At 27.0% G+C, this 22,213-nt stretch carries 20 protein-coding genes and 1 other annotated feature; of the genes, 18 read left to right on the top strand and 2 right to left on the bottom strand.

Translation table 11 applies throughout. From position 1 onward, the window contains the following. Nucleotides 1-21: 21 nt before the first annotated feature. From hisIE to Q3223_RS16640, 14 genes are all read left to right on the top strand, one after another. Complete coding sequence (hisIE, locus tag Q3223_RS16705) at nt 22-690, top strand: bifunctional phosphoribosyl-AMP cyclohydrolase/phosphoribosyl-ATP diphosphatase HisIE (protein ID WP_284181859.1); 669 nt, start codon at nt 22-24, stop codon at nt 688-690. Nucleotides 691-1,494: 804 nt separating this feature from the next. Further along, nucleotides 1,495-2,832, top strand: coding sequence for an APC family permease (locus Q3223_RS16700; protein WP_074179012.1), 1,338 nt, complete (start codon nt 1,495-1,497; stop codon nt 2,830-2,832). A gap of 667 nt (nt 2,833-3,499) precedes the next feature. Beyond that, a complete protein-coding gene (locus tag Q3223_RS16695; RefSeq protein WP_054270045.1) occupies nt 3,500-4,333 on the top strand; it encodes a polysaccharide deacetylase family protein in 834 nt (277 codons plus the stop codon). Nucleotides 4,334-4,400: 67 nt separating this feature from the next. Then, nucleotides 4,401-5,357 carry a peptidylprolyl isomerase gene (locus Q3223_RS16690; RefSeq protein WP_054270046.1) on the top strand — a complete coding sequence of 319 codons (957 nt, stop codon included), beginning with the start codon at nt 4,401-4,403 and terminating at the stop codon, nt 5,355-5,357. 51 nt (nt 5,358-5,408) lie between these two features. Next, entirely contained in the window at nt 5,409-5,891 is a 483-nt protein-coding gene (locus Q3223_RS16685; RefSeq protein WP_021384362.1) for an RNA polymerase sigma factor, read from the top strand. An 11-nt stretch (nt 5,892-5,902) separates the two neighbouring features. Continuing rightward, nucleotides 5,903-6,772: an anti-sigma-V factor rsiV gene (locus Q3223_RS16680; RefSeq protein ID WP_243193044.1), complete on the top strand. Its 870-nt coding sequence runs from the start codon at nt 5,903-5,905 to the stop codon at nt 6,770-6,772. Nucleotides 6,773-6,814: 42 nt separating this feature from the next. Then, nucleotides 6,815-7,567, top strand: a complete 753-nt coding sequence (locus Q3223_RS16675; RefSeq protein ID WP_243193042.1) for a DUF3298 and DUF4163 domain-containing protein — start codon at nt 6,815-6,817, stop codon at nt 7,565-7,567. 42 nt (nt 7,568-7,609) lie between these two features. Next, nucleotides 7,610-8,437 (top strand): XdhC family protein, encoded by an 828-nt coding sequence (locus tag Q3223_RS16670; RefSeq protein ID WP_407812225.1) that lies wholly within the window; start codon nt 7,610-7,612, stop codon nt 8,435-8,437. Then, on the top strand, nt 8,437-9,198 hold the full coding sequence (locus Q3223_RS16665) for a M48 family metallopeptidase (protein ID WP_407812224.1): 762 nt from the start codon (nt 8,437-8,439) through the stop codon (nt 9,196-9,198). Before Q3223_RS16670 ends, Q3223_RS16665 begins: the two co-directional genes overlap by 1 nt. 161 nt (nt 9,199-9,359) lie before the next feature. Beyond that, nucleotides 9,360-9,616: a binding site (T-box leader), on the top strand. Nucleotides 9,617-9,726: 110 nt separating this feature from the next. Beyond that, the gene (locus Q3223_RS16660; RefSeq protein ID WP_021384344.1) at nt 9,727-9,966 is read left to right on the top strand and encodes an ACT domain-containing protein; all 240 of its coding nucleotides are present in this window, start codon (nt 9,727-9,729) and stop codon (nt 9,964-9,966) included. Nucleotides 9,967-10,200: 234 nt separating this feature from the next. Beyond that, nucleotides 10,201-11,247 carry a ketol-acid reductoisomerase gene (gene ilvC / locus Q3223_RS16655; RefSeq protein ID WP_407812235.1) on the top strand — a complete coding sequence of 349 codons (1,047 nt, stop codon included), beginning with the start codon at nt 10,201-10,203 and terminating at the stop codon, nt 11,245-11,247. Nucleotides 11,248-11,297: 50 nt separating this feature from the next. After that, a complete protein-coding gene (ilvB, locus tag Q3223_RS16650; protein WP_167640881.1) occupies nt 11,298-12,986 on the top strand; it encodes a biosynthetic-type acetolactate synthase large subunit in 1,689 nt (562 codons plus the stop codon). Between the two features lie 202 nt (nt 12,987-13,188). Beyond that, on the top strand, nt 13,189-13,866 hold the full coding sequence (locus tag Q3223_RS16645; protein ID WP_054270052.1) for a manganese catalase family protein: 678 nt from the start codon (nt 13,189-13,191) through the stop codon (nt 13,864-13,866). 175 nt (nt 13,867-14,041) lie between these two features. Then, on the top strand, nt 14,042-16,078 hold the full coding sequence (locus Q3223_RS16640) for a thioredoxin domain-containing protein (RefSeq protein WP_219673498.1): 2,037 nt from the start codon (nt 14,042-14,044) through the stop codon (nt 16,076-16,078). Nucleotides 16,079-16,237: 159 nt separating this feature from the next. Here the strand turns inward: Q3223_RS16640 and Q3223_RS16635 are convergent, their stop codons facing one another. Beyond that, a complete protein-coding gene (locus Q3223_RS16635) occupies nt 16,238-16,804 on the bottom strand; it encodes a MarR family winged helix-turn-helix transcriptional regulator (protein ID WP_407812223.1) in 567 nt (188 codons plus the stop codon). A 265-nt stretch (nt 16,805-17,069) separates the two neighbouring features. On the opposite strand from Q3223_RS16635, the gene Q3223_RS16630 reads away from it, so the two are divergent. Next, nucleotides 17,070-18,005 (top strand): alpha/beta hydrolase, encoded by a 936-nt coding sequence (locus Q3223_RS16630; protein WP_219673497.1) that lies wholly within the window; start codon nt 17,070-17,072, stop codon nt 18,003-18,005. 306 nt (nt 18,006-18,311) lie between these two features. Then, on the top strand, nt 18,312-19,523 hold the full coding sequence (locus tag Q3223_RS16625) for a helix-turn-helix transcriptional regulator (protein ID WP_284181865.1): 1,212 nt from the start codon (nt 18,312-18,314) through the stop codon (nt 19,521-19,523). A 270-nt stretch (nt 19,524-19,793) separates the two neighbouring features. Here the strand turns inward: Q3223_RS16625 and Q3223_RS16620 are convergent, their stop codons facing one another. Beyond that, on the bottom strand, nt 19,794-20,315 hold the full coding sequence (locus Q3223_RS16620; RefSeq protein WP_407812222.1) for an N-acetyltransferase: 522 nt from the start codon (nt 20,313-20,315) through the stop codon (nt 19,794-19,796). 363 nt (nt 20,316-20,678) lie between these two features. Here Q3223_RS16620 and Q3223_RS16615 point away from each other — a divergent pair, with 363 nt between their 5' ends. Next, nucleotides 20,679-21,476 (top strand): 3D domain-containing protein, encoded by a 798-nt coding sequence (locus tag Q3223_RS16615; RefSeq protein ID WP_074179024.1) that lies wholly within the window; start codon nt 20,679-20,681, stop codon nt 21,474-21,476. A 109-nt stretch (nt 21,477-21,585) separates the two neighbouring features. Next, nucleotides 21,586-22,176, top strand: coding sequence for an SGNH/GDSL hydrolase family protein (locus Q3223_RS16610; RefSeq protein ID WP_054270059.1), 591 nt, complete (start codon nt 21,586-21,588; stop codon nt 22,174-22,176). Nucleotides 22,177-22,213: the final 37 nt, after the last annotated feature.

Here is a 22,213-nt window from a genome sequence, read left to right as displayed (position 1 = left end):
ATCTAATAGGGGGTTGAAAAGATGGAAAATAAATGTAGCAATGTATACAGTGAGGAAACAGAAGACTTTATAAAAGGTGTAAAATTTGATGATAAGGGTCTAGTTCCTGTTGTTGCTCAAGATGTAGTGAGTAAAGATGTGCTAATGTTGGCATATATGAATGAGGAGGCTATAAAGAAAACATTAAAAGATAAAGTAGCTTGTTATTTTAGCAGAAGTAGACAAGAACTTTGGATTAAAGGTGAGATGTCTGGAAATACTCAGAAAGTTGTTAAGATGTCTTATGATTGTGATGTAGATACTATATTACTTTTAGTTGAGCAAACTGGTGTAGCTTGTCATACAGGAAACTATTCTTGTTTTTATAGAGATTTGTTTGATGATACTGATAAAATGGGATTTGAAGTAGAAAAAAGTATATTGAAAGAACTATATGATTTAATAAATGAAAGAAAAAATAATCCTATTGAAGGCTCATATACTAATTATCTTTTTGATAAAGGTATAGATAAAATTCTTAAAAAAGTTGGTGAAGAAAGTAGTGAGGTAATTATAGCGTCAAAGAATACAGATAAGAGTGAACTTATTTATGAAATTAGCGATTTAGTATATCATACATTAGTCTTAATGATAGAAAAGGACGTTAAAATTGATGAAATAAAGAAAGAGTTACTTAACAGAAGAAAATAAAATAAGATAGATTGATAAAGAATAAGAAAATATACCGCTTTTTATAAAAAGCGGTATATTTTCTTATTCTTTATTTTTAATTTGTAGAATAGTCTGTAAATTTCTTGGTGCAATTTATTATATATATAATTTCTTAATAAAATAATTATATTTCATTACTTATTTTAGAAAAAATAAAATCATCTAATTATATTTAAGTGAAATAATATGAAAATAAATTTTATATTAAAAAATAGTAATAAAAATAGTGGTTTTATAAAAAAATAGAGTTAAATATAAACAATTAAAAAACGTTTTCAAAACTAATATTTCATTTTTTTATTAAAAAATAAAATATTAGTTTTGATTTCTGGTTTAAGTTGGGTTATAATAAATTGTCAAATTATTTATTATTATAAAATAGACTATAAAACAAGTAAAAGTCATACTATTTATAAAAGACATATAAAATAGGAAATTACAGAAATACAAATAAAATGTTTTTGAGAAATGGTGAAATTTTATTGCAAGAAATTTAAAACGATTTCAACTTAATAAGTATAATCTATTTTACTTGTTATAAATATACAATGTATATTATACAATATAAAAAATACATGTACTTTTAAGAAATATTATTAGATTTGGATTTTTAATTTTTATAATTTTTTTAAAGCTTTAAGCTATCATAAAAGTAAAAGATTACAAACGTTTAGTAGAGATTATTTTATTTTAATAAATAATAAAAACTATTTTTCTATAATATTGGCATAATATATGCTTATATAACTATGAAATTAAATAAGTTTAAGTAGGAGGAAGAAAATGGGAAGTAACGAACTAAAAAAGACACTTGGCGTGTCAGCAGCATTATCTACTGTTGTTGGTTCCGTTATAGGAGCTGGTGTATTCTTTAAACCACAAGCAGTTTATACATTGACTGGAGGAGCTCCAGGTCTTGGTATATTAGCATGGTTAATAGCTGGAATCATAACTATAACAGCTGGTCTTACAGCTGCAGAGGTATCAGTAGCGATACCAAAAACTGGTGGAATGATGGTATATATAAAAGAAATTTATGGAGAGAAATTAGGATTTTTAACTGGATGGATGCAAATTGTACTATTCTATCCTGGTATGATGGCTGCGTTGGGTGTTATATTTGGAGAGCAAGCTTCAGCTTTAATTGGTAGCCCATCATTATTACTTCCAATAGCTATTGGAATTATAGTAATAGTTGCAGGATTGAATATGCTTGGTTCAAAAACTGGAGGAGCTATACAGACAGTTTCTACAATATGTAAATTAATACCACTTATTTTGATAATGATTGTTGGATTTATTAAAGGTGGTGGAGATAATCCAATACTTACACCTATGGTTGGTGAGGGATTAAGTCTAGGTAGTGTATTAGGTCAGGTTTTAATTGCTATACTATTTGCATTTGATGGTTGGATGAATGTTGGTACTTTAGCTGGAGAAATGAAAAATCCTGGAAAAGACCTTCCAAAAGCTATAATAGGTGGATTATCAGTCGTTATGGCTGTTTACTTTATAATAAACTTAGCATACCTTTGGGTATTACCAGCTAATGAATTAGCAAATTATGCTTCTCCTGCATCAGCAGTTGCTGAAGTTATATTTGGTTCAATTGGTGGGAAAATAATATCTGTAGGTATATTAATTTCAGTATTCGGAGCATTAAATGGATTCTTATTAACTGGTTCAAGAGTTGCATATACTTTAGCTACAGATAAGACTTTACCAAAGTATGGTACTTTTTCTAAATTAAATTCTGCTCAAGTTCCAGCAAATGCTATAACATTAGTATCTGTTATTGCATCTATATATGCTTTATCAGGTCAATTTAACTTATTAACTGATTTAGCAGTATTTGCGACTTGGATATTTTATGTATTAACATTTATAGGAGTAATGAAACTTAGAAAAACTCATCCAGATATGCCAAGAGAGTATAAAGTGCCATTATATCCAATAGTTCCAATAATAGCTATAGCAAGTGGTATATTTGTTGTAGTTAATCAATTATGTTTTGCAGGTATGAAAACTACTATGATATCTATAGGAGGCCTTATAATAACAGCTATAGGCTTACCAGTGTATGCTTATATGACTAGAGGGACAAAAAGAGAATCTAAGTAGCTTATAAATACTTTATAATTATGTTAAAAATAAAATCCCAATCTATTTATAGATAGATTGGGATTTTATTTTTGATTTTTTGGAAATAAAATTGAAAATCTAAATAATTGTTTATTCTGATGTATTTTGTTTATAAGTATTTTTTTAAAATAATCAAATTAAAGTATATCTGTATAGTAGAAGATATATATAACATTTTGAAAATTAAATCTTTCTATTATAAATAACATAATATTGTGTTAATAAGAAAAAATTACCTAATTAATATAATGATTTATGAATAAAGTTAGTAATTTTTATTTGATAAAAATATTAGTTAACATAAATACATAATGTATACATGAAAAATGTGCAATATCATTGTTTTAGTACTTATTTCTTGTTTAATATTTCTAATTTATAAAAAACAATTTATAAATTTTAAAAATTAGAAATGACATTTTAACTAGAATTAATTGTAAAAAACACTATATAATACTCAATTTTCAACATTCTATACAATTATACATAAATTATACAGCATAATAATCATCAAAATAACAAATTTTAAAAATTAAGCAAAACTTTTTGTCGAAGTTCAACGTCTATATATATGTAGTGTAAATTTTGGGTATAAAATACTACAAAAATATAAATGTAAAAATATAGCAATATTGGAGGTCGAACGATGAGAAATAAAAAGAAAAAAATAAATAGAAAGAAATTATATGTACTTTTAAGTGCTATTGTAGTATGTCTAGCTTTTATAATAGTTGGTATACGAGTTAGCTCTTTAAATGTTAAAGAAGACGAAATTAGTAGAAATACAAAATTGTCAAGTTCTACTATTACAGATATAGTATCTAATACAACAACGGAAATTAGCAAAGGGCCAAGTAAGAGTTCTGGAAAAGTAGCATACATAACTATAGATGATGGTCCATCTAAATTTACCGACCAGATGATAAAAACTCTAAATAAATATAATGTTAAAGCAACTTTTTTTATGATAGATGGCAATATGAAGGAATATCCACAACAAGTTAAAAATATAATTAAAAGTGGGAACACAGGAGGTTTCCATAGTGTATCACATGATATTCATAAGCTTTATGTTACTAGTACATCAGCAAAAGAGGAATTTGATACAAATGACCAAACTTTTTACAAAATAACTGGTAAACATTCAAAAGTAATAAGAATACCTTATGGAAGTAAACCATATACACCACAAGCTTCTTATCAAGCTTTAGTTGATGCTGGATACAAGATTTGGGACTGGGATTTGGATACAGAGGACTGGAGATCTAATTCTGCTCAAATCTTACAAAATGTGAAAAATCATGTTAAGAATAGAAAAGGTGAGGATAAAGACCAACTTGTAGTTTTAATGCATGAGAAAAAACAAAGTGCAGAAGCTTTAGATTCAGTTTTAAAATTCTTATCAGATGAAGGTTATGAATTTGCAGCAGTGGATCAAAATCAGATACCAAAAAATTATTGGTTGCGTAATTTAGAGTAGTTAAAATATAAGAGCATTAATTGATATTTTAGAAATTGAGAATAAAAATGAGTGAGGTGTAGATATATTGAATAAAAAACTTTATATAGGAATGGTCGGAATACTATCTTTAATGATGGTTGGTTGCAACAAAAGTTTGGCAAAAGTAAATGATGTGGAAATTACAAAAGAGCAATATCAAAAAACAAAAGCAGTTTTATCTGCTACTAATAGTTATATAAATGGGCAATCTTTAGATGAATTGGAAAAAACTTTGGATAAAAAAGGTAGAAATAAATTAGAAAATGTTATAATATCGTTTATGGTGGATAATGAACTTTTATATCAAGAGGCTAAGGATAAAGGATTAACTCCAACTAAAAGCGAAGTAGACTCAAAGTATCAAGAACTAGAAGATAATATGAATTTGAATACGAGTTACAAAGAAAAAATGGACAAAGCAGGTGTTGATAAAGCATACTTAAAACAAGAAATATCTAAAGATTTAGCCATAGATAAAAATAAGAAAGCCTTTGAAGATAGAATAAATGTAAGTGATGTGGATATGGAATCCTATTATACGAAACATAAAAAAGATTTTAATGTAGAAGAAGTAAATGCTTCTCAGATACTTATATCAACTTTAGATAAAAACAAAAAGGAAGTAAGCAAAGATAAGAAAGAAGCTTTAAAGAAAAAGGCAGATAACATATTAACTAAAATCAAAAATGGAGAAAGTTTTGAAGAATTGGCTAAAAAATATTCAGATGACAAAGCAACTGGAAAAAACGGAGGACAGCTAGGATATTTCACAAAAGAAGATAAAAATGCTGAGTTTACAAAAGAAGTGTTCAAATTAAAGAAAAATGAAGTTTCAAATGTATTTGAAACTAGTTATGGATATCATATAGTCAAAGTTACTGATAAAAGAGAAAGACAAAAAAGTTTTAATGAGTGTCAGAGTTTAATAAGAGAATCTATTTTAAATGAAAAGTATATTGAGCATATAAAGAAATTGAATGAAGATGCAAAAATAGACAGATAGAATCTCTAAAGACTCAATCCTAGCCTGTAATCGGAGGGAGATTTTACAGGAATGTTTAAGAGTTTAAAGAGAACGAAGGTTGAGAAATACATTATCGATAATAAAGACTCTTTTTATAGAATTGCATATAGTTATACAAAGAATGAAGAAGATGCCTTAGATGTGGTTCAAGAAGCCATGTATAAGGCTCTATATTCAGTGGAAAATATTAAAGAAGTAAATTATATAAAGACATGGTTTTATAAAATTTTAGTTAGAACTAGTATAGATTTTATTAGGAAAAACCGTAAATATAATAACATGACAGATATTGACCATATAGATGAAACTGGAGAATGTGATAAATATACTGATTTAGATTTAAAAAGAGCTTTAGAAGAATTACCTATTGAGTATAAATCTATTATAATATTAAGATTTTTTGAAGATTTAAAGATTGAAGAAGTGGCAATAATATTGGATGAAAATGTGAATACTGTTAAAACTAGGCTATATACTGCTTTAAAAAAACTAAAATTAAAAATTGAAGAGTAGGGATAAAAAGAATGACGAGCAAAGAAAGGTTAGATAAGTTAAAAGAGGAGTATCATAAAATTCCAATACCAAAGAAACTAGATACTATAATAAATCATGAGAAAATAGAAAATATATATTATGAGAAAAATAAGAAAGTAAATAGATTAAGATTTAAAGTTGCAATAGCTTTTGCTTGTATGTTTACAGTATTAGTAAATATAAGTCCTGTATTTGCAGATAATTTCTCTAAGATACCTATAATTGGAGGAATAGTAGAAGTAATAACTATAAAAAATTATAGCTTAAAGAGTGAAAATTATGAAGCTAAGATTGATATTCCTAAGATACAAGGTTTAAAAGATAAAAACTTAGAAAAGCGTTTAAACAGTAGCTTTATGGAAGATGGAAAAAGGCTTTATGATGAATTTCAACAGAGAATGGAAAAGATAGAATTATCAAAGAATAAAGGACATAAGTCTTTAAGTTTGAGTTATAGTGTTAAAAATAATTCTAAAGATTTCCTCTCAATAGAAATGACAAAAAATGAGATAGAAGCATCATCTTATGTTAGTAAAATACATTATAATGTTGATAAGAAAAGACAAATAGTTTTGACTTTACCTATGCTTTTTAAGGATGATAAATATATAAAAGTTATTAGTGACAATATAAAAGAACAGATGAGAGAGAAGATGAAAAAGGACAATACAAAATCATATTTTATAGACCAAGAAAAAGATTTATCTGCTGAAGATTTTAAAACTATCAACAAATATCAAGATTTTTATATTAATAAAGATGGAAATCTTGTAATCAGTTTTGATGAATATGAAGTAGCACCTGGTTATATGGGAGCAGTAGAATTTGTAATACCATATAAAGTAATAAAAGATTTGTAAATTGAATAGTAGTTTATATATAAATACATTAAGGAGGTCAACATGAATACATGTAAAAAACTTAAAAAATCTATATTTAAAATTGCTATAGTTTCAATATGTTTATTAATATCATTAGTAAATATAAAACCTATATTTGCAAGTTCTTCTAATGAGACTCTAAACAATAATACAATAAAGGTTGTAAATGCTAAGAATCTCAATTTTAAGCAAGGTAATTATGAAGTGAAAATTAGTATTCCCAAAATAGAGGGTTTAAAAGATAAAGATTTAGAGAATAAATTAAATAATGAGTTTTTGCAAGATGGGAAAAAACTTTACAATCAATTTAAAAATGAAATGAAAAAAGAAAATAATAAAGGTCATAGATATTTAAATGCAAGTTATAATGTTAAAAACAATTCTAAGGACTTTTTATCCATAGAAATGAAAAAAGAAGAGATAGAAGCTTCTTCAACTGTAACTAAAAAGCACTATACTATTGATAAAAATAGAGAAATACTATTAAATTTGCCAATATTTTTTAAAGATAGTAGATATATAAGAGCTATAAGTGATAATATAAAAGAGCAGATGAGAAATCAGATTAAAAAGGATAATACAAAATCCTATTTTATTGACCAAGGAAAAGATTCACCAGTAAAGGATTTCGAATCTATAAATAAGTATCAAGATTTTTATATTAATAAAAGTGGAAACCTTGTAATTAGTTTTGATGAATATGAAGTAGCACCTGGTTATATGGGAGCAGTGGAGTTTGTAATGCCAAATAAGGTGATAAAAAACCTAAGATAGATATATAGAAGATTTTTAGATAGACTTGGTAAGGAGAATTATATGAATATATATGAACAAGCTATACAGTTAATAGAAAATAAGGAGGATTTTGCATTTGCTACTATAACCTCTCACTCAGGTTCAACACCACGTGAAACTGGAGCCATGATGATTGTAAAAAATGATGGTAAAATATTTGGTTCAGTAGGTGGAGGAAGTGTAGAAGCTACATGTATAAAACATGCACTTAATGTCATAAGAGATAGAAAATCAATGTTGTATAAATTTACTTTAAATAAATCTGATGTAGCAAAACTTGGAATGATATGTGGTGGCAATGGAGAGATACAAATAGATTTTATTGACAGTGAATTAGAGAGTAATATAGAAAGATTTAATAGAAGTTTAAAAGAGAATACAAGTAAAGCGTATATATTTGGGGCAGGTCATATCTCAAGAAATGTGGCTGTAATATTATCCCTTTTAGAATTTAGAACAGTAGTAATAGATGATAGAGAAGAATTTGCCAACTCTGAAAGATTTCCAGATTCAGAAGTAGTAGTTTTAGATTCTTTTGAAGATATACCAGATTTTTCAATTGATGAAAATAGTTATATAATTATTTTAACAAGGGGGCACTTATATGATTCAAGTGCTTTAGAATGGGCTCTTAAAAGAAATTCTGGGTATATTGGTATGATTGGAAGTAGAACCAAGATTGGGCTAACATATGAAAAACTTATGAAAAAAGGTTTCAAAAAGGAAGAACTTGAAAAAGTTCATGCTCCAATAGGTATAAAATTGGATGCTCAGACACCAGCTGAAATAGCTGTATGTATAGCTGCTGAACTTATAAATTGTAGAGCAAATAAGGAAAAAAGAAACTGATGAATACAGTAAGTAAAGACACTGACATTTTAAATGTAACTTTTAGAGGTAATGAGATAAAGGTGATTTTGTTATATAAAGATAGAAAAAATATTTCTATAAAAATAGACTCATTTGGTAAAATAATTGTAACAAGTCCTCCTAAAATCTCTAAAAAAATAATAAAAGACATAATAATTGAAAAGGGAGACTGGATACTTAAAAAGTCTGAAAAATATAAGAACAGAGAAGAATCATACAGACAAAGAATGTTTATAAATGGCGAGAAATTTCTTTATTTAGGTAAAGAATACTATTTAGTTATAAAAGAAATGTTAGATGATTGTGTCTCAAAAAGTAACTGTACAATAAATCTTGATGAATCTCAAATAATTATTCAAACAAATGATACCAGTAAAGACTTCATTAGAACATCTTTGAAGGAATGGTATAAAATAGAAAGCCAAAGAATAGTTTTAGAGAGAATAGATTTTCTTAAATCAACTTGTGAAATAATGAAGCAATTGATTCCAAAAAGTGTTAAGGTAAAAGAGCAAAAAAAGAGATGGGGAAGTTGCACATCTCAAAAAAATATTTATATAAATTCAAAAATATCTATGGCAAGATTAGATGTAATTGATTATATAATAATACATGAATTTAGTCATTTAATACATATGAATCATTCTAAAAAATTTTATGATTTGGTAAAATCTATTATGCCAGATTATAGAGAAAAAGAAAATTGGCTAAAAATAAATGGATATAAAATAATAATATGAAAACGCTTATTCCAAAAGTTGTATTTAGAATATAGAAAACATATTATTGTGAAAAAAATAAATAATCTGAAAATTTTAAAAAAAGTCGTTGACATTATAAAAGATAGAGAATATAATCTATATTAACAACAAAACAGATAGAAAATATAAAATTAAAAAAATTAAAAGCGATGACAGAGACAATGATGCTAATGGTGTTATCCACAGAGAACCAATGTTGCTGAGAATTGGTGTTAACAGTAGTATAATTATCACTCTGGAGCTTTTGTACTGAATATTTTTAGTAAGTACAAACGTCTGCCAACGTTACATGGCTAAGGTTAAGGTAATCAATTACCCGACCTGAAAAAAGAGGGGTAGATGTATTTTTATATCTACAAATAAGGTGGTACCGCGGAATATAACTTTCGTCCTTATAAGTAATATTTATATTGCTTATAAAGATGAAAGTTTTTTTATTTTAAGCAATATAAAAAGTTCAATCCATATAAAATTAATAAAAAATAATAAAAATAAGGAGGAATTTTTATGGAAAATACTGTATATGCTAAATTAAACCAAGGGATAGATTCTTTTTTAAGAGTGGCTATGACTCTTAGAAGGAGAGAAGTTGATATACAATCAATAAGTATGACTGTAGATAACATGAATAATTCAGGAATAAAACTAATAGTAAATGAAGAAAAAACATCTCTAGATTGTGTTTTAAATCATATGAAGAAGCTACATGATATAAGAGAAATAACTGTTGAGAAAGTAAGACATTAATTAAATGTGTTTTATAAAAATAGAAGCTAATGATAAATCTATTTATGTTAAAATGAAAAACTAAAGATAAATATTAAATTAGAAAAATCTTAGAATGAAAATACAAATATCATTGAATTTATTAGTTTTCCGCAATTTATAAAAACTGAAAATTCTAAAAATATAATTTTGAAATCATTTAAATTTAGAAATATAATCTGTTAAGTAGCATAAAATCAATGATAATGAGTATAAATTTCTAATAAAAATAAATATCATAAAAATGAGAGAAAGTATTGGGAGGAAATAAAGATGGCAAAGATGTATTATGAAAATGATGTAAATTTAGAGGTTTTAAAAAATAAAAAGGTTGCAGTTTTAGGTTATGGGAGCCAAGGACATGCACATGCACAAAATCTTAGAGATAATGGTGTAGATGTAGTAGTAGGACTTTATGATGGAAGTAAATCAGCACAAAAAGCAAGAGAAGATGGATTTGAAGTTAAAAGTGTAGCAGAAGCGACAAGAGAAAGTGATTTGACAATGTTACTAATGCCAGATGAAAAGCAAAAGAAAGTTTATGAAGAGAGTGTAAGGGATAACTTAAAAGAAGGTCAGACATTAGCATTTGCACATGGATTCAATATACATTATAACCAAGTACAACCACCAGAATTTGTTGATGTTGTAATGGTAGCTCCTAAAGGACCTGGTCACCTAGTTAGAAATGTATTTACAAAAGGAAGTGGAGTTCCTGCACTATTTGCGGTATATCAGGACTACACTAAAAAAGCTACAGAGACAGTTTTAGCATATGCAAAAGGTATTGGAGCAACAAGAGCAGGAGTTTTAGAAACTACTTTTAAAGAAGAAACAGAAACAGATTTATTTGGAGAACAGTCAGTACTTTGTGGTGGAATAAGTGAACTTATAAAATTAGGATATAAAACACTTGTAGATGCAGGATATCAAAAAGAAGTAGCATATTTTGAATGTCTACATGAAATGAAACTAATAGTTGACCTTATATATGAAGGTGGATTTGAAAGAATGAGATATAGCATAAGTGATACAGCAGAATATGGAGATTATGTATCTGGTAAAAGAGTAATAACTGATGTAGCAAAGCAAGGTATGCAAGAAGTTTTAGAAGATATACAAAATGGAAAATTTGCGAAGGCATGGATTAAAGAGAATGAAGAAGGTCGTGAAAACTTCCTTAAAACTAGAGAAGCAGAATATGCTACAGAAATAGCAGAAGTTGGAAGAAATCTAAGAAGTATGATGTCATTCTTAAAATAAATATATTAAATGGATTAGTTTGAGGGAAAGAGTGGTGCATGGTAGTGCGTATGAATGGAGCAAAAGTAATTTTAGAATGCTTGAAGAAAGAGGGAGTTGACACAGTATTTGGATATCCTGGTGGAGCAGTGATACCTCTTTATGATGCTCTATATGATTATCAAGATGATTTCAAACATATAAGGACATCTCATGAACAAGGTTTAGTTCATGCATCAGATGGGTATGCAAGAAGTACTAACACAGTGGGGGTTTGCTTTACAACATCTGGTCCAGGGGCAACAAATGCTATAACTGGAATAGCAACAGCTTTTATGGATTCGTCTCCTATGGTTGTGATTTCAGGGCAAGTACCAACAAGTTTATTAGGTAAAGATTCTTTTCAAGAAATTGATATAACAGGAGCGACCTTGTCTATGACAAAACATAATTATCTAGTTAGAAGTACCAAAGAATTGATTCCTACAATAAAGGAAGCTTTTAAGGTTGCAAATTCAGGAAGAAAAGGGCCTGTACTTGTAGATGTACCAAAGGATTTATTTTTGGCAGAAATGGATTTTAACGATGAGGATTATGATTCATGCCAAATAGATGATTATATGGATTATAAGAATGATTTTGATTTAGAGGATGAAATAAATATTAAACTTTTAAGTGATGCAATAGATATAATAAAAGATTCTAAAAGACCTATAATATATGCTGGTGGAGGTGTTAAGTCTTCAGATAGTGAGGAAATTCTTGAAAGATTTGCATCCAAAATAGATACACCTGTATTAAATACACTTATGGGACTTGGTAATATAGATAGAAAAAATGAGTTATCTCTTGGTATGGTTGGAATGCATGGAAGTAGAGAAAGTAATTTAGCTCTTTCTAATTCAGATTTGGTTATAGCTATAGGTGCAAGATTTAGTGATAGAGTAATAAGTAAAAGTTCTGAATTTGCTAAAAATGCAAAAGTAATACACATAGACATAGACCCATCTGAAATAAGTAAAAACATAAAATCAAATGTATCTCTAGTTGGAGATGTGAAATTTATTCTTAGCTTACTACTAGAGAAAGTGGATAGTAAGAATAATAGTCACTGGAAAGAAGAAATAAAGACTTTTAGAAAGAGTGAGGGTGTACAAGAAGGTGAATTTCATCCACAAAATATACTTAGAAAAATAAATGAGAAGTATGAAAAATTAGATAATCCTACTGTAGTGGTAACTGATGTTGGTCAGCATCAAATGTGGGCTGCTAAATACTGGGATTTTAAAGGTAATAAAAGCTTTATAACATCAGCAGGACTAGGAACAATGGGCTTTGGTTTAGGTGCAGCTATAGGAACTAAAGTTGGTAATGTAGATAAAAATGTAGTTTTGGTTACTGGTGATGGAAGTTTTAGAATGAATTGTAATGAACTAGCTACAGTTTCAAACTATAATGTACCTATACTTATTTTATTGCTTAATAATAGAACACTAGGGATGGTAAGACAATGGCAGAAATTATTTTCTAATCAAAGATACTCTCAAACTGATATTGATGAAAATGTAGACTATGTTAAGCTTGTAAATGCCTATAATATTGATGGATATAAGGTATCTGATATGGAAGGGTTAGAGAAAGTTTTAGATATGATAGATTTTAATAAACCTGTGTTTTTGCAATGTGATATAGATAAGGATTATGATGTTTATCCTATTGTAGCTCCTAATGATGCATTAGAAAATTTAATATGTAACTAAGATTTATACTGAATATTGATAAAGTTTTTTATTGAAACTTTATTGATGTTCAGTTTTTTATTTAGGTGTAGATTTTTTGTCTTTGTAAATAAATTACTCAATGTATAACTAAGTATTTATTAAATCTTAATTATAGAACTTAGAATAAGATTGTATTTTAAGCAAATAATAAATTTGAATAATAATTTACGGAGGTATTCATATGTTTAAACATGATAAAGCGTTATTAAAAGAAGTAAAAGTAGAAAGACCAAATCCTCAATATGCTGTTTTGATGCAAGAACAATTAGGAGGAGGAAATGGAGAATTAAAGGCAGCAATGCAATATTTGGCTCAAAGTTTTAGAATAAAAGACCCTCAAATAAAAGATTTATTTCTTGATATAGCAGCAGAAGAGCTTAGTCATATGGAAATGGTTGCTCAAACTATAAATTTATTAAATGGTCATGATGTTGATTATAATGCAGTTGATACAGGTGAAATAGAGACTCATGTATTAACTGGATTATCACCAGTATTAATAAACTCATCAGGAGCTCCATGGACTGCTGATTATGTTACAGTTACAGGTGATTTAGTAGCTGATTTACTTTCAAATATAGCTTCAGAACAAAGAGCCAAGGTAGTTTATGAACACTTATATAGACAGATTGATGATAAACATGTAAAAGAAACAATAGATTTTTTACTTAACAGAGAAGAAGCACATAATGCTTTATTTAGAGATGCTTTAAATAAAGTCAAAGATACAGGTTCAAACAGAGATTTTGGGGTTACAGAAGATTCAAAGTTATATTTTGACTTATCAACTCCAGGACCAAATCATGATACTAAAATAGATATTAATCCTCCTTCTTTTGAAAAACCTTTAAAAAAATAATTTGATATTTTTCATGTTGTTTTGTTTTAGTAAATATATAAAAAATTATTTGCCTAGAAGAATTAAGTAGATAAAAATCTAAATATATGTAGTTAAGATGGGTATACACTTAATATAAGTGTATATCTATTTTTTTATTGCAAAACATATAATAAAACAATAATGAGGTGGTATTGTGGAAAATAATAAAAAACCTAATAATCTAATAAATGAAAAATCTCCATATCTTTTACAGCATGCGTACAATCCTATAAATTGGTATAGTTGGAATGATGAAGCTTTTAGAAAAGCAAAAGAAGAAGATAAACCAATATTTTTAAGTGTAGGGTATTCAACATGTCATTGGTGTCATGTTATGGAAAAAGAATCTTTTGAAGATAAAGAAGTTGCTGAAATAATGAACAAAAACTTTATAGCAATAAAAGTAGATAAAGAAGAAAGACCTGATATAGATAGTGTATATATGACAGTTTGTCAAGCTATGACAGGCAGTGGCGGATGGCCAATGACTATAATAATGACACCAGATAAGAAACCTTTTTTTGCAGGAACATATTTCCCAAAGTATTCAAGATATAATAGACCTGGTGTTATAGATTTATTAGAAAGTGTATCTGATAAATGGAATACAAACAAAGATATACTTATAAAATCTGGAGATGAAATAATAGAAGCTCTTAAAGATGATTTTGGAGTGAAAAATACAGATGGCGAGTTATCAAAAGAGATGTTAAAGTCATCTGTTAGGATATTTAAGGCTATCTATGATGAAAAGTATGGTGGTTTTGGAAATGCACCTAAATTTCCAAGTCCTCAAAACCTTATGTTTTTGATGAAATACTATAGTATAGAAAAAGATGAAGATGTATTAAAAATGGTGGAAAAAACTTTAGATGGAATGTATAGAGGAGGTTTGTTTGACCATATTGGATTTGGTTTTTCAAGATATTCAACTGATAAAAAATGGTTAGCACCTCATTTTGAGAAAATGTTATATGACAATGCCATGCTTACAATAGCGTATTTAGATGCATATAAAATAACAAAAAGAGAATTATATAAAGAAATTGCTATAAAGACTATAGATTATGTAATTAAAGAGATGCAAGATAAAGAAGGGGGTTTTTATTCAGCACAGGATGCTGATAGTGAAGGTGAAGAAGGAAAATTTTATACATTTAATCCTCTTGAAATAATTGATGTACTGGGTGAAGAAGATGGAAAGTTTTTTAATGATTATTTTGATATAACTAATGGTGGAAATTTTGAGGGTAAAAATATCCCAAATCTTATAAAAAACAAAGAATATGATAGATATAATGAAAAAATAGCTAATCTTAGTAAAAAGGTATTTGAATATAGAAAAGAAAGAACATCTTTGCATAAAGATGATAAGATACTTACTTCATGGAATGCATTGATGATAGTAGCTTTGGCAAAGGCTTATAATACACTAAAAAATGATGTGTACTTAGAGTATTCAAATAAATGCCTTGATTTTATAAATGACAATCTTGTAAATGAGTCAGGTAGATTGTTAGCTAGATATAGAGAAGGAAGTTCTGCTTATTTAGCTTATTTAGATGATTATGCTTTTTTAATATGGGCATATATAGAGCTTTATGATTCAACATTTGACATGAGATATTTAGAAAAGGCGTTGAATTTAAATGAAAGCTGTATTGATCTTTTCTGGGATTATGAAAAAAGTGGATTCTATATATATGGTAAGGATAGTGAAAATTTAATAGCAAGACCAAAAGATTTGTATGATGGTGCTATTCCATCAGGAAATTCTGTTCAATTATACAATCTTATAAGACTTGCAAAGACTACTGGTGATAATAAACTTGAAGAACTATCATATAAACAATTAAAACTATATGTAGATAATGTAAAAAATTCTCCAACTGGGTATAGTTTCTATATGCTTTCATTGATGTATGAACTTTATCCTACCAAAGAAATTATATGTATTTTAAAAGAAGACTCTGATTTGATTGGATTTAAAGAATTAATAAGTAAAAATTTTATACCAAATGCAACTTTTTTAGTAAAGAAATACAATGAAGAAAATGCCAAGATAGATTTTTTAAAGGATTATAAATTAAAGAATAATAAGACTACTTATTATGTGTGTCAAAACAATAGCTGTAGCCAACCATTTAATGATTTACAAAAACTAAATGATATGCTTTTAAGAGTACAATAACTACAAGAAAAGAACTCTATATTTATACTTAATATAGAGTTCTTTTCTTATAACTAACAAATATCACTTTAATCATTTTGTTAGTAGTATTGAGAAATTAAAATTTTTATTTTTTAAAAATTAATTTTAAATTTATATACCTTTATAAATATTATAATATTAGTAAGTTTTGTTTATCTCATTTCTTCTTCTTGAAAACTCTTCAAGTAGTTCAGCTTTGATTTTATCTAGTTCTTCATCTTCCATAAAATTAGCATCTTCTTCAAATCCATCTTGTTCTTCACCATTAAAACGGTACATTTTTTTTAGTAAACTCCATAAAGTTTCCAGTTCATCTTTACTAAATTCATGAAACACATCAGCCATAAAATTTATTCCAATTTTACTACATGTTATCATAACTTCTCTTCCTAAGTCTGTAATTTTAACATTAATAGCTCTTTTATCATGAGGACTTGGAACTACTTTAACATATCCACTTTTTTCAAGATTAGAAACTAGTCTGTTTATGTTTTGTTTACTTGTACCCATTTTTCTTGCGATATTATTTAATGTTGTTTCTTCTTCTGGTAAATGGAGAATAGATAAAATAGTCATATACTGTCTTGAAGTAAGTATACCAAAATATTTATCTCCTTCTATTTGTATTTTGTTTGTAAGGGTAAAGAGAGTAGCATAAGTTTGATTCATTAGAAAGAGTTCTTTTAATTCATTTGAATAATCCATGAAATATCTCCTTTATCTTTGGATTGTATTTTAACGAAAACAGAATATCATGAATTGATTCTAATGTCAATATGATGTCCAAGTATATCTAGGTATTATTTTTTATATTAAGATTTAAGTTGTTAAATTATTATATAACTTTGTATAGTCATTTGTATCAATGGTTAGTAAATCATAAAGTATATAGAAAGATTTTGACTTGAAAATACTTGTAATATAATATATAAGTTAATATACTGAATAAAATCAATCTGGAGGGATAATTATGAAGTGTACAAACTTTACTTTCAAAGGAGAGGAAGATTTAGATATATATACATACAAATGGGAAGATAAAAATATAAACAATCCAAAAGCTGTTATCCAAATTTCACATGGAATGGCTGAAACAGCACAAAGGTATGAGCCTTTTGCTAAAGGACTTACTAAAAATGGCTATATAGTATATATTAACGACCATAGAGGTCATGGAAAGACTGCTAAGACAATAGAAAATGTTGGTCATTTAGCTGAAAAAGAAGGATTTAGATGTCTTGTAGAAGATATGCACACTTTAACAAATATTATAAAAAAGGAAAATGGGAATTTACCAATTTATTTATTTGGACATAGTATGGGTTCGTTTGCAAGTCAAAGATACATAATGGATTACCATGATAATTTGTCTGGTCTTATACTATGCGGTTCAAATGGAAAACAAGGGATTATCTTAAATTTTGCCCATATGATAATTAATCATGAAATTAAAAAACATGGAAGAAATTCAAGAAGTAATAAAATAAATGATTTGATATTTGGTGGAGAAATCATAAAAAGAAATAAAAACTCTAAATTTGATTGGCTGAGTAGAGATAGAGAACAAGTTGAGAAATATATAAATGACCCATTTTGTGGAGTAGTGTGTAGTTGTGGTTTTTTTTATGATTTGATTCAAGGATTAAAAGAAATTGAGGATAAGCAAAATCTAAAAAAAATACCTCTTGATATTCCTATTTATATAATATCTGGTGATAAAGACCCTATAGGAAAAAATGGAAAGGGAGTATTAAGACTGAGGGACAGATATATAAATTTAGGGGTAAAAGATGTATCTTGTAAGCTTTACAAAGATGGAAGACATGAATTATTAAATGAGATAAATAAGGAAGAAGTATTTGAGGACATAATCTGTTGGCTAAATAATAAAATAGACAGATTGTAATAAAGAAATGTATATAATGTAATATTAGTCTTATAGTATTAGCTCTATAAATGATTTATTTATATTAAATGTGCTCTTTATGATAATGTCACTTATAGTATAAATAAGTGTGATTACAAATAGATTATTAATAGCATGTATTATTATCATTAGATGTGGAATCTACTTTAAGTCAATGAAAGAAAATTTTAGACTAAAATATAACCAATGGTTAAATTATGAACATTTTATTAACTTTGCCTCGATTTACTAGTAAATACTTTTTTTATATACTTAAATTACAACAGATGTACTAGGGAGGTATATATGCAAATTAAAATAGGTAAAGTCATACAAACTCTTAGGAAAGAAAGAAATCTGACTCAAGAGCAATTGGCAAAATTTATAGGGGTTTCAACACCAGCAGTATCAAAATGGGAAAGTGGAAATTCTTATCCTGATATAGAATTATTACCACTATTAGCAGATTTTTTTAATGTATCTATTGATAAGCTTATGAATTATAAGATTGATTTAAGTGAAGAAGAAGTAATGAAAATTTATCAAGAATTAGAAGCAATTTTTGCTGGGATTGAAATTGATTTATCAACAGAAGAACCAAAAGAAGAATGTAAAGAAGACTTAGAATCTGTGAAAAAACTTTCTAATATGTACATAGATAAGTATCCTAAATGTTATTTATTAAAATTAAAGATATGCTCACTGTACCAGATGTATTCATATAAATTTGGTAAGAATGAGTTGAACAACAAAGTAAAAGAAACAACAAATATTCTTGAAGATATAGTAAGAAATACAGATGATATTCAAATTAAAGAAACAGCACTCATTATATTATCAAATGCATATTATATGTTGGAAGATTATAAAAAGGCAGAGTTGTACTTAAGTATGATACATGAACCAATAGGAGATACAAGTGTCAATTTAGCTATGATATATTTAAATCAAAATAGGTTGGAAGAAGCAGAAATATTGCTTCAAAATAAATTGTTCACTAATGTATTCAATGTAAGTATGGATTGTAAAGGAATAATTAATATATACAAATATCAATATAAGGAATTAAAGCAAAAATTGGAGGATGGAGATTCTAATAAAAAAGTAATAGAGAAAGAAATGGAATATATAAAAGATAAGTTACTAGGGTATGCAAACTTTTCTTTAGAAATAAAAAAAATACTTAGTGAAGATAAAGGTGCATTTTTTAATATATATATGGATTATATGGAATTATCTTTAACGTTTTTATTTTTTAATATGAAAGAAGAGGCTAAAGAAGCTTTATATAGTTTAAAAGAAATATTAGAGAAATATCCCATACATGAAAATTTGGATGTTAGCCAAATGAGATTTTTTGATAAAGTAAAATCTAAAAATTCCTATACTTTTAATGTATATACGAATCTGTTAATTGTGTTTAGTGATGATAGTTATAATGAACTTAGAGACGAGCCAATTTTTGAGTCTGTAATTGAAAATCTTTTGGAATTAGAGAAATTGTTAAAAGATAAATAATAAATAAAAATTTAATATAAGACTTAAAGATTACTTAAGTTAAAGGGAGATGTTTCAACATAAAAATTTGAATTATCTCCTTTATTGTGCGAAAATAGAAAAGAATTTCATAGTATAGTCCAATTTATGGAATAATTCTTTTGTTCAAGAAAAAGGAATCTTTTATTTTATAACATTAATTAATATTAAAAAAGCAGCTAATTATAGTGAATCAACTGCTTTATATAATTATTATGATATTTTGCAAAGTTCAATAGAGAGGGACTGTATCTAGAAATTCATTACATGGTTCCCTAAGTATTGATTAAACTTATCATATTCTATTTTAGATAGAATTTCTGGATAAGACATTACAACTAGATTATGACCACTAAATTTATCTTGGTATGGTGGATGAATATGTTCATAATCATTTGCCTTATATTTTACTCTCTCATAGAAAGCCTTACGTTTGATTGAAATATCATCAATAGGAGGGTCAATTTCTAGAATAACAGTTTTTCCTCTTTTATTTAGAAGTTCCAATGTTCTTTGCCCATACATATTATTACGCATTTCTGGAAAAATACAAAAATGCTCTACATAAATAAAGCTTTCTGTTTCCCAACACAAAATTATGCCAACAAACTTGTCTTTATCATAAATTAAATTGAATTGATATTCTTCATTTCCCATAATTTCTGATTGCAAAGAAGACTTTCTCTGCTCATGAAATGGGAAACTAGTTTTATATAATTCCATAGCTTTATAGTATAATCTATCTTTACTGGTTCTTAAACGTTCAAATTTCATTTTGTTCCTCCCAATCATAAAAATTTCTAATCTGCATATGAATTCATTTTATCATAGTCAATATTGGTATACAATGTGTTTTAATCTGTGTATCATCTTTCCGTTTTGTTTCCTCTATGTCCATCTTTTTTAGGATGAAAGATAAATTGTTTATGATATTATTTCAAATTATTATATTAATCACTGATTATTTAAAAATAGTATGTGTGATGGCTTTTAAACTGTCTAAAAATGATTTTAATGATTTTAGAAGTTACAAAAAAGTTACATAAATTTTGAAAGCTATAATATACATATATAATATAAGATTAAATCTGTAATGAATAATACTAATTTGAAGTTTGAATAGGGAAGGAGATTATTATGGAGAAAAGAGAAAAGAGGATAATAATATCATCTTTATTGAGTGTATCAATTTTGCTGAGTTTGGTAAGTATTTATTCTATATTAAATAAAGAAGATATAAGTTTAATAGTTAAAGGTCAAGAGCAAAAAGTCTCTTCATTTAAAAAAACAGTTGAAGAACTCTTGGATGAACAGGGTATTAAGTGTAATTCTGAAGATAAAATTAATCCAAGTTTAGATACAGAATTAAAAGATGATATGCAAATAAAAGTTGTAAAAGTAACTAATAATCAAAAAGAAGAAATTGAAAAGATTCCATTTGAGACAAAGCATGTGAATGATAGTAATTTATTAAAAGGAAAATCTAAGGTCTATCAAGAAGGAAAAGAAGGAGAAAAAAAACTAGTCTATAAATTAACTTACCATGATGGAAAGTTAGTCAAAAAAATCTTATCAAAAGAATTAATATCTAAGGAGCCAACTACAAAAATTATAAAATATGGAACTAAAGAAAAAGTATTGATTGCATCAAGAGGAGCAAATATAAGAGGTGGAAAACATATGAAAGTGGTTGCTACTGCATATGCAGGAGATACAATAACATCGACTGGAACGACTCCAAGATGGGGTGTTATTGCAGTCGACCCTAGTATAATACCATATGGAACAAAAGTATATATACCTAAATTGGGTATGACTTTTGTAGCAGAAGATTGTGGAGGTGCAATTAAAGGTAACAGAATAGATATTTTTATGAATAGTGAAGGAAGTGCATCAAATTGGGGAAGAAAGAGTATAGATATATATCTACATTAAATTAGTAACTATAATAACTTTACTTGAAAGATAAAAAAGTATAAAATATGAATTAACTAAACTGTTAGATTATTCTTGAAACATAAAAATATATCTAAGGGGGGATAAGATGAAAATAGTCTGCTTAGGAGACAGTTTAACATATGGGTTTGGAGTATCACGAAGTAATTCATGGACAAACATTGTGAATAAAGAGACTCGATTAGAAATAATAAATAAGGGTATAAATGGTGATACAACAAGTGGTATGTTAGTTAGATTTAATGAAGATGTTGTAAAAAATTCTCCTGATATAGTTTTTATAATGGGTGGTACCAATGATTTGATTGTTGGAGCAGGAAATGAAGTTATTAATTCTAATATAATGGCTATGGTGCATCAAGCATATTCAAAAAATATCATACCTATAATAGGTATACCATTGAAACCAGATATTCCAAATGTTAGAGAAGATTGGAGTCGTTTTACTGATTTTAATCTAGTATCCAAAAAGTTAGAATTATATAATTGTTGGGTAAAAAAGTTTAGTGTAACATTTAATACTGAGTTTGTAGATTTTTATTCGAGATATAATAAGTGCATGGAACAAAAAGGATATAAAAACTTGTATTTTGATGGATTACATCCAACAAAAGAAGGTCATAGAATAATGGCAGATATATTTATTAGCTCAGTTAATAAATATACAGAAGAAGTATAATTATATAAAAGATATTTGTTTATACAATTATAATAAA

Source organism: Clostridioides sp. GD02367 (genome assembly GCF_045900275.1).
Taxonomy (GTDB): Bacteria; Bacillota; Clostridia; order Peptostreptococcales; family Peptostreptococcaceae; genus Clostridioides; species Clostridioides difficile_A.
This window is presented reverse-complemented; position numbering and strand designations above follow the sequence as displayed.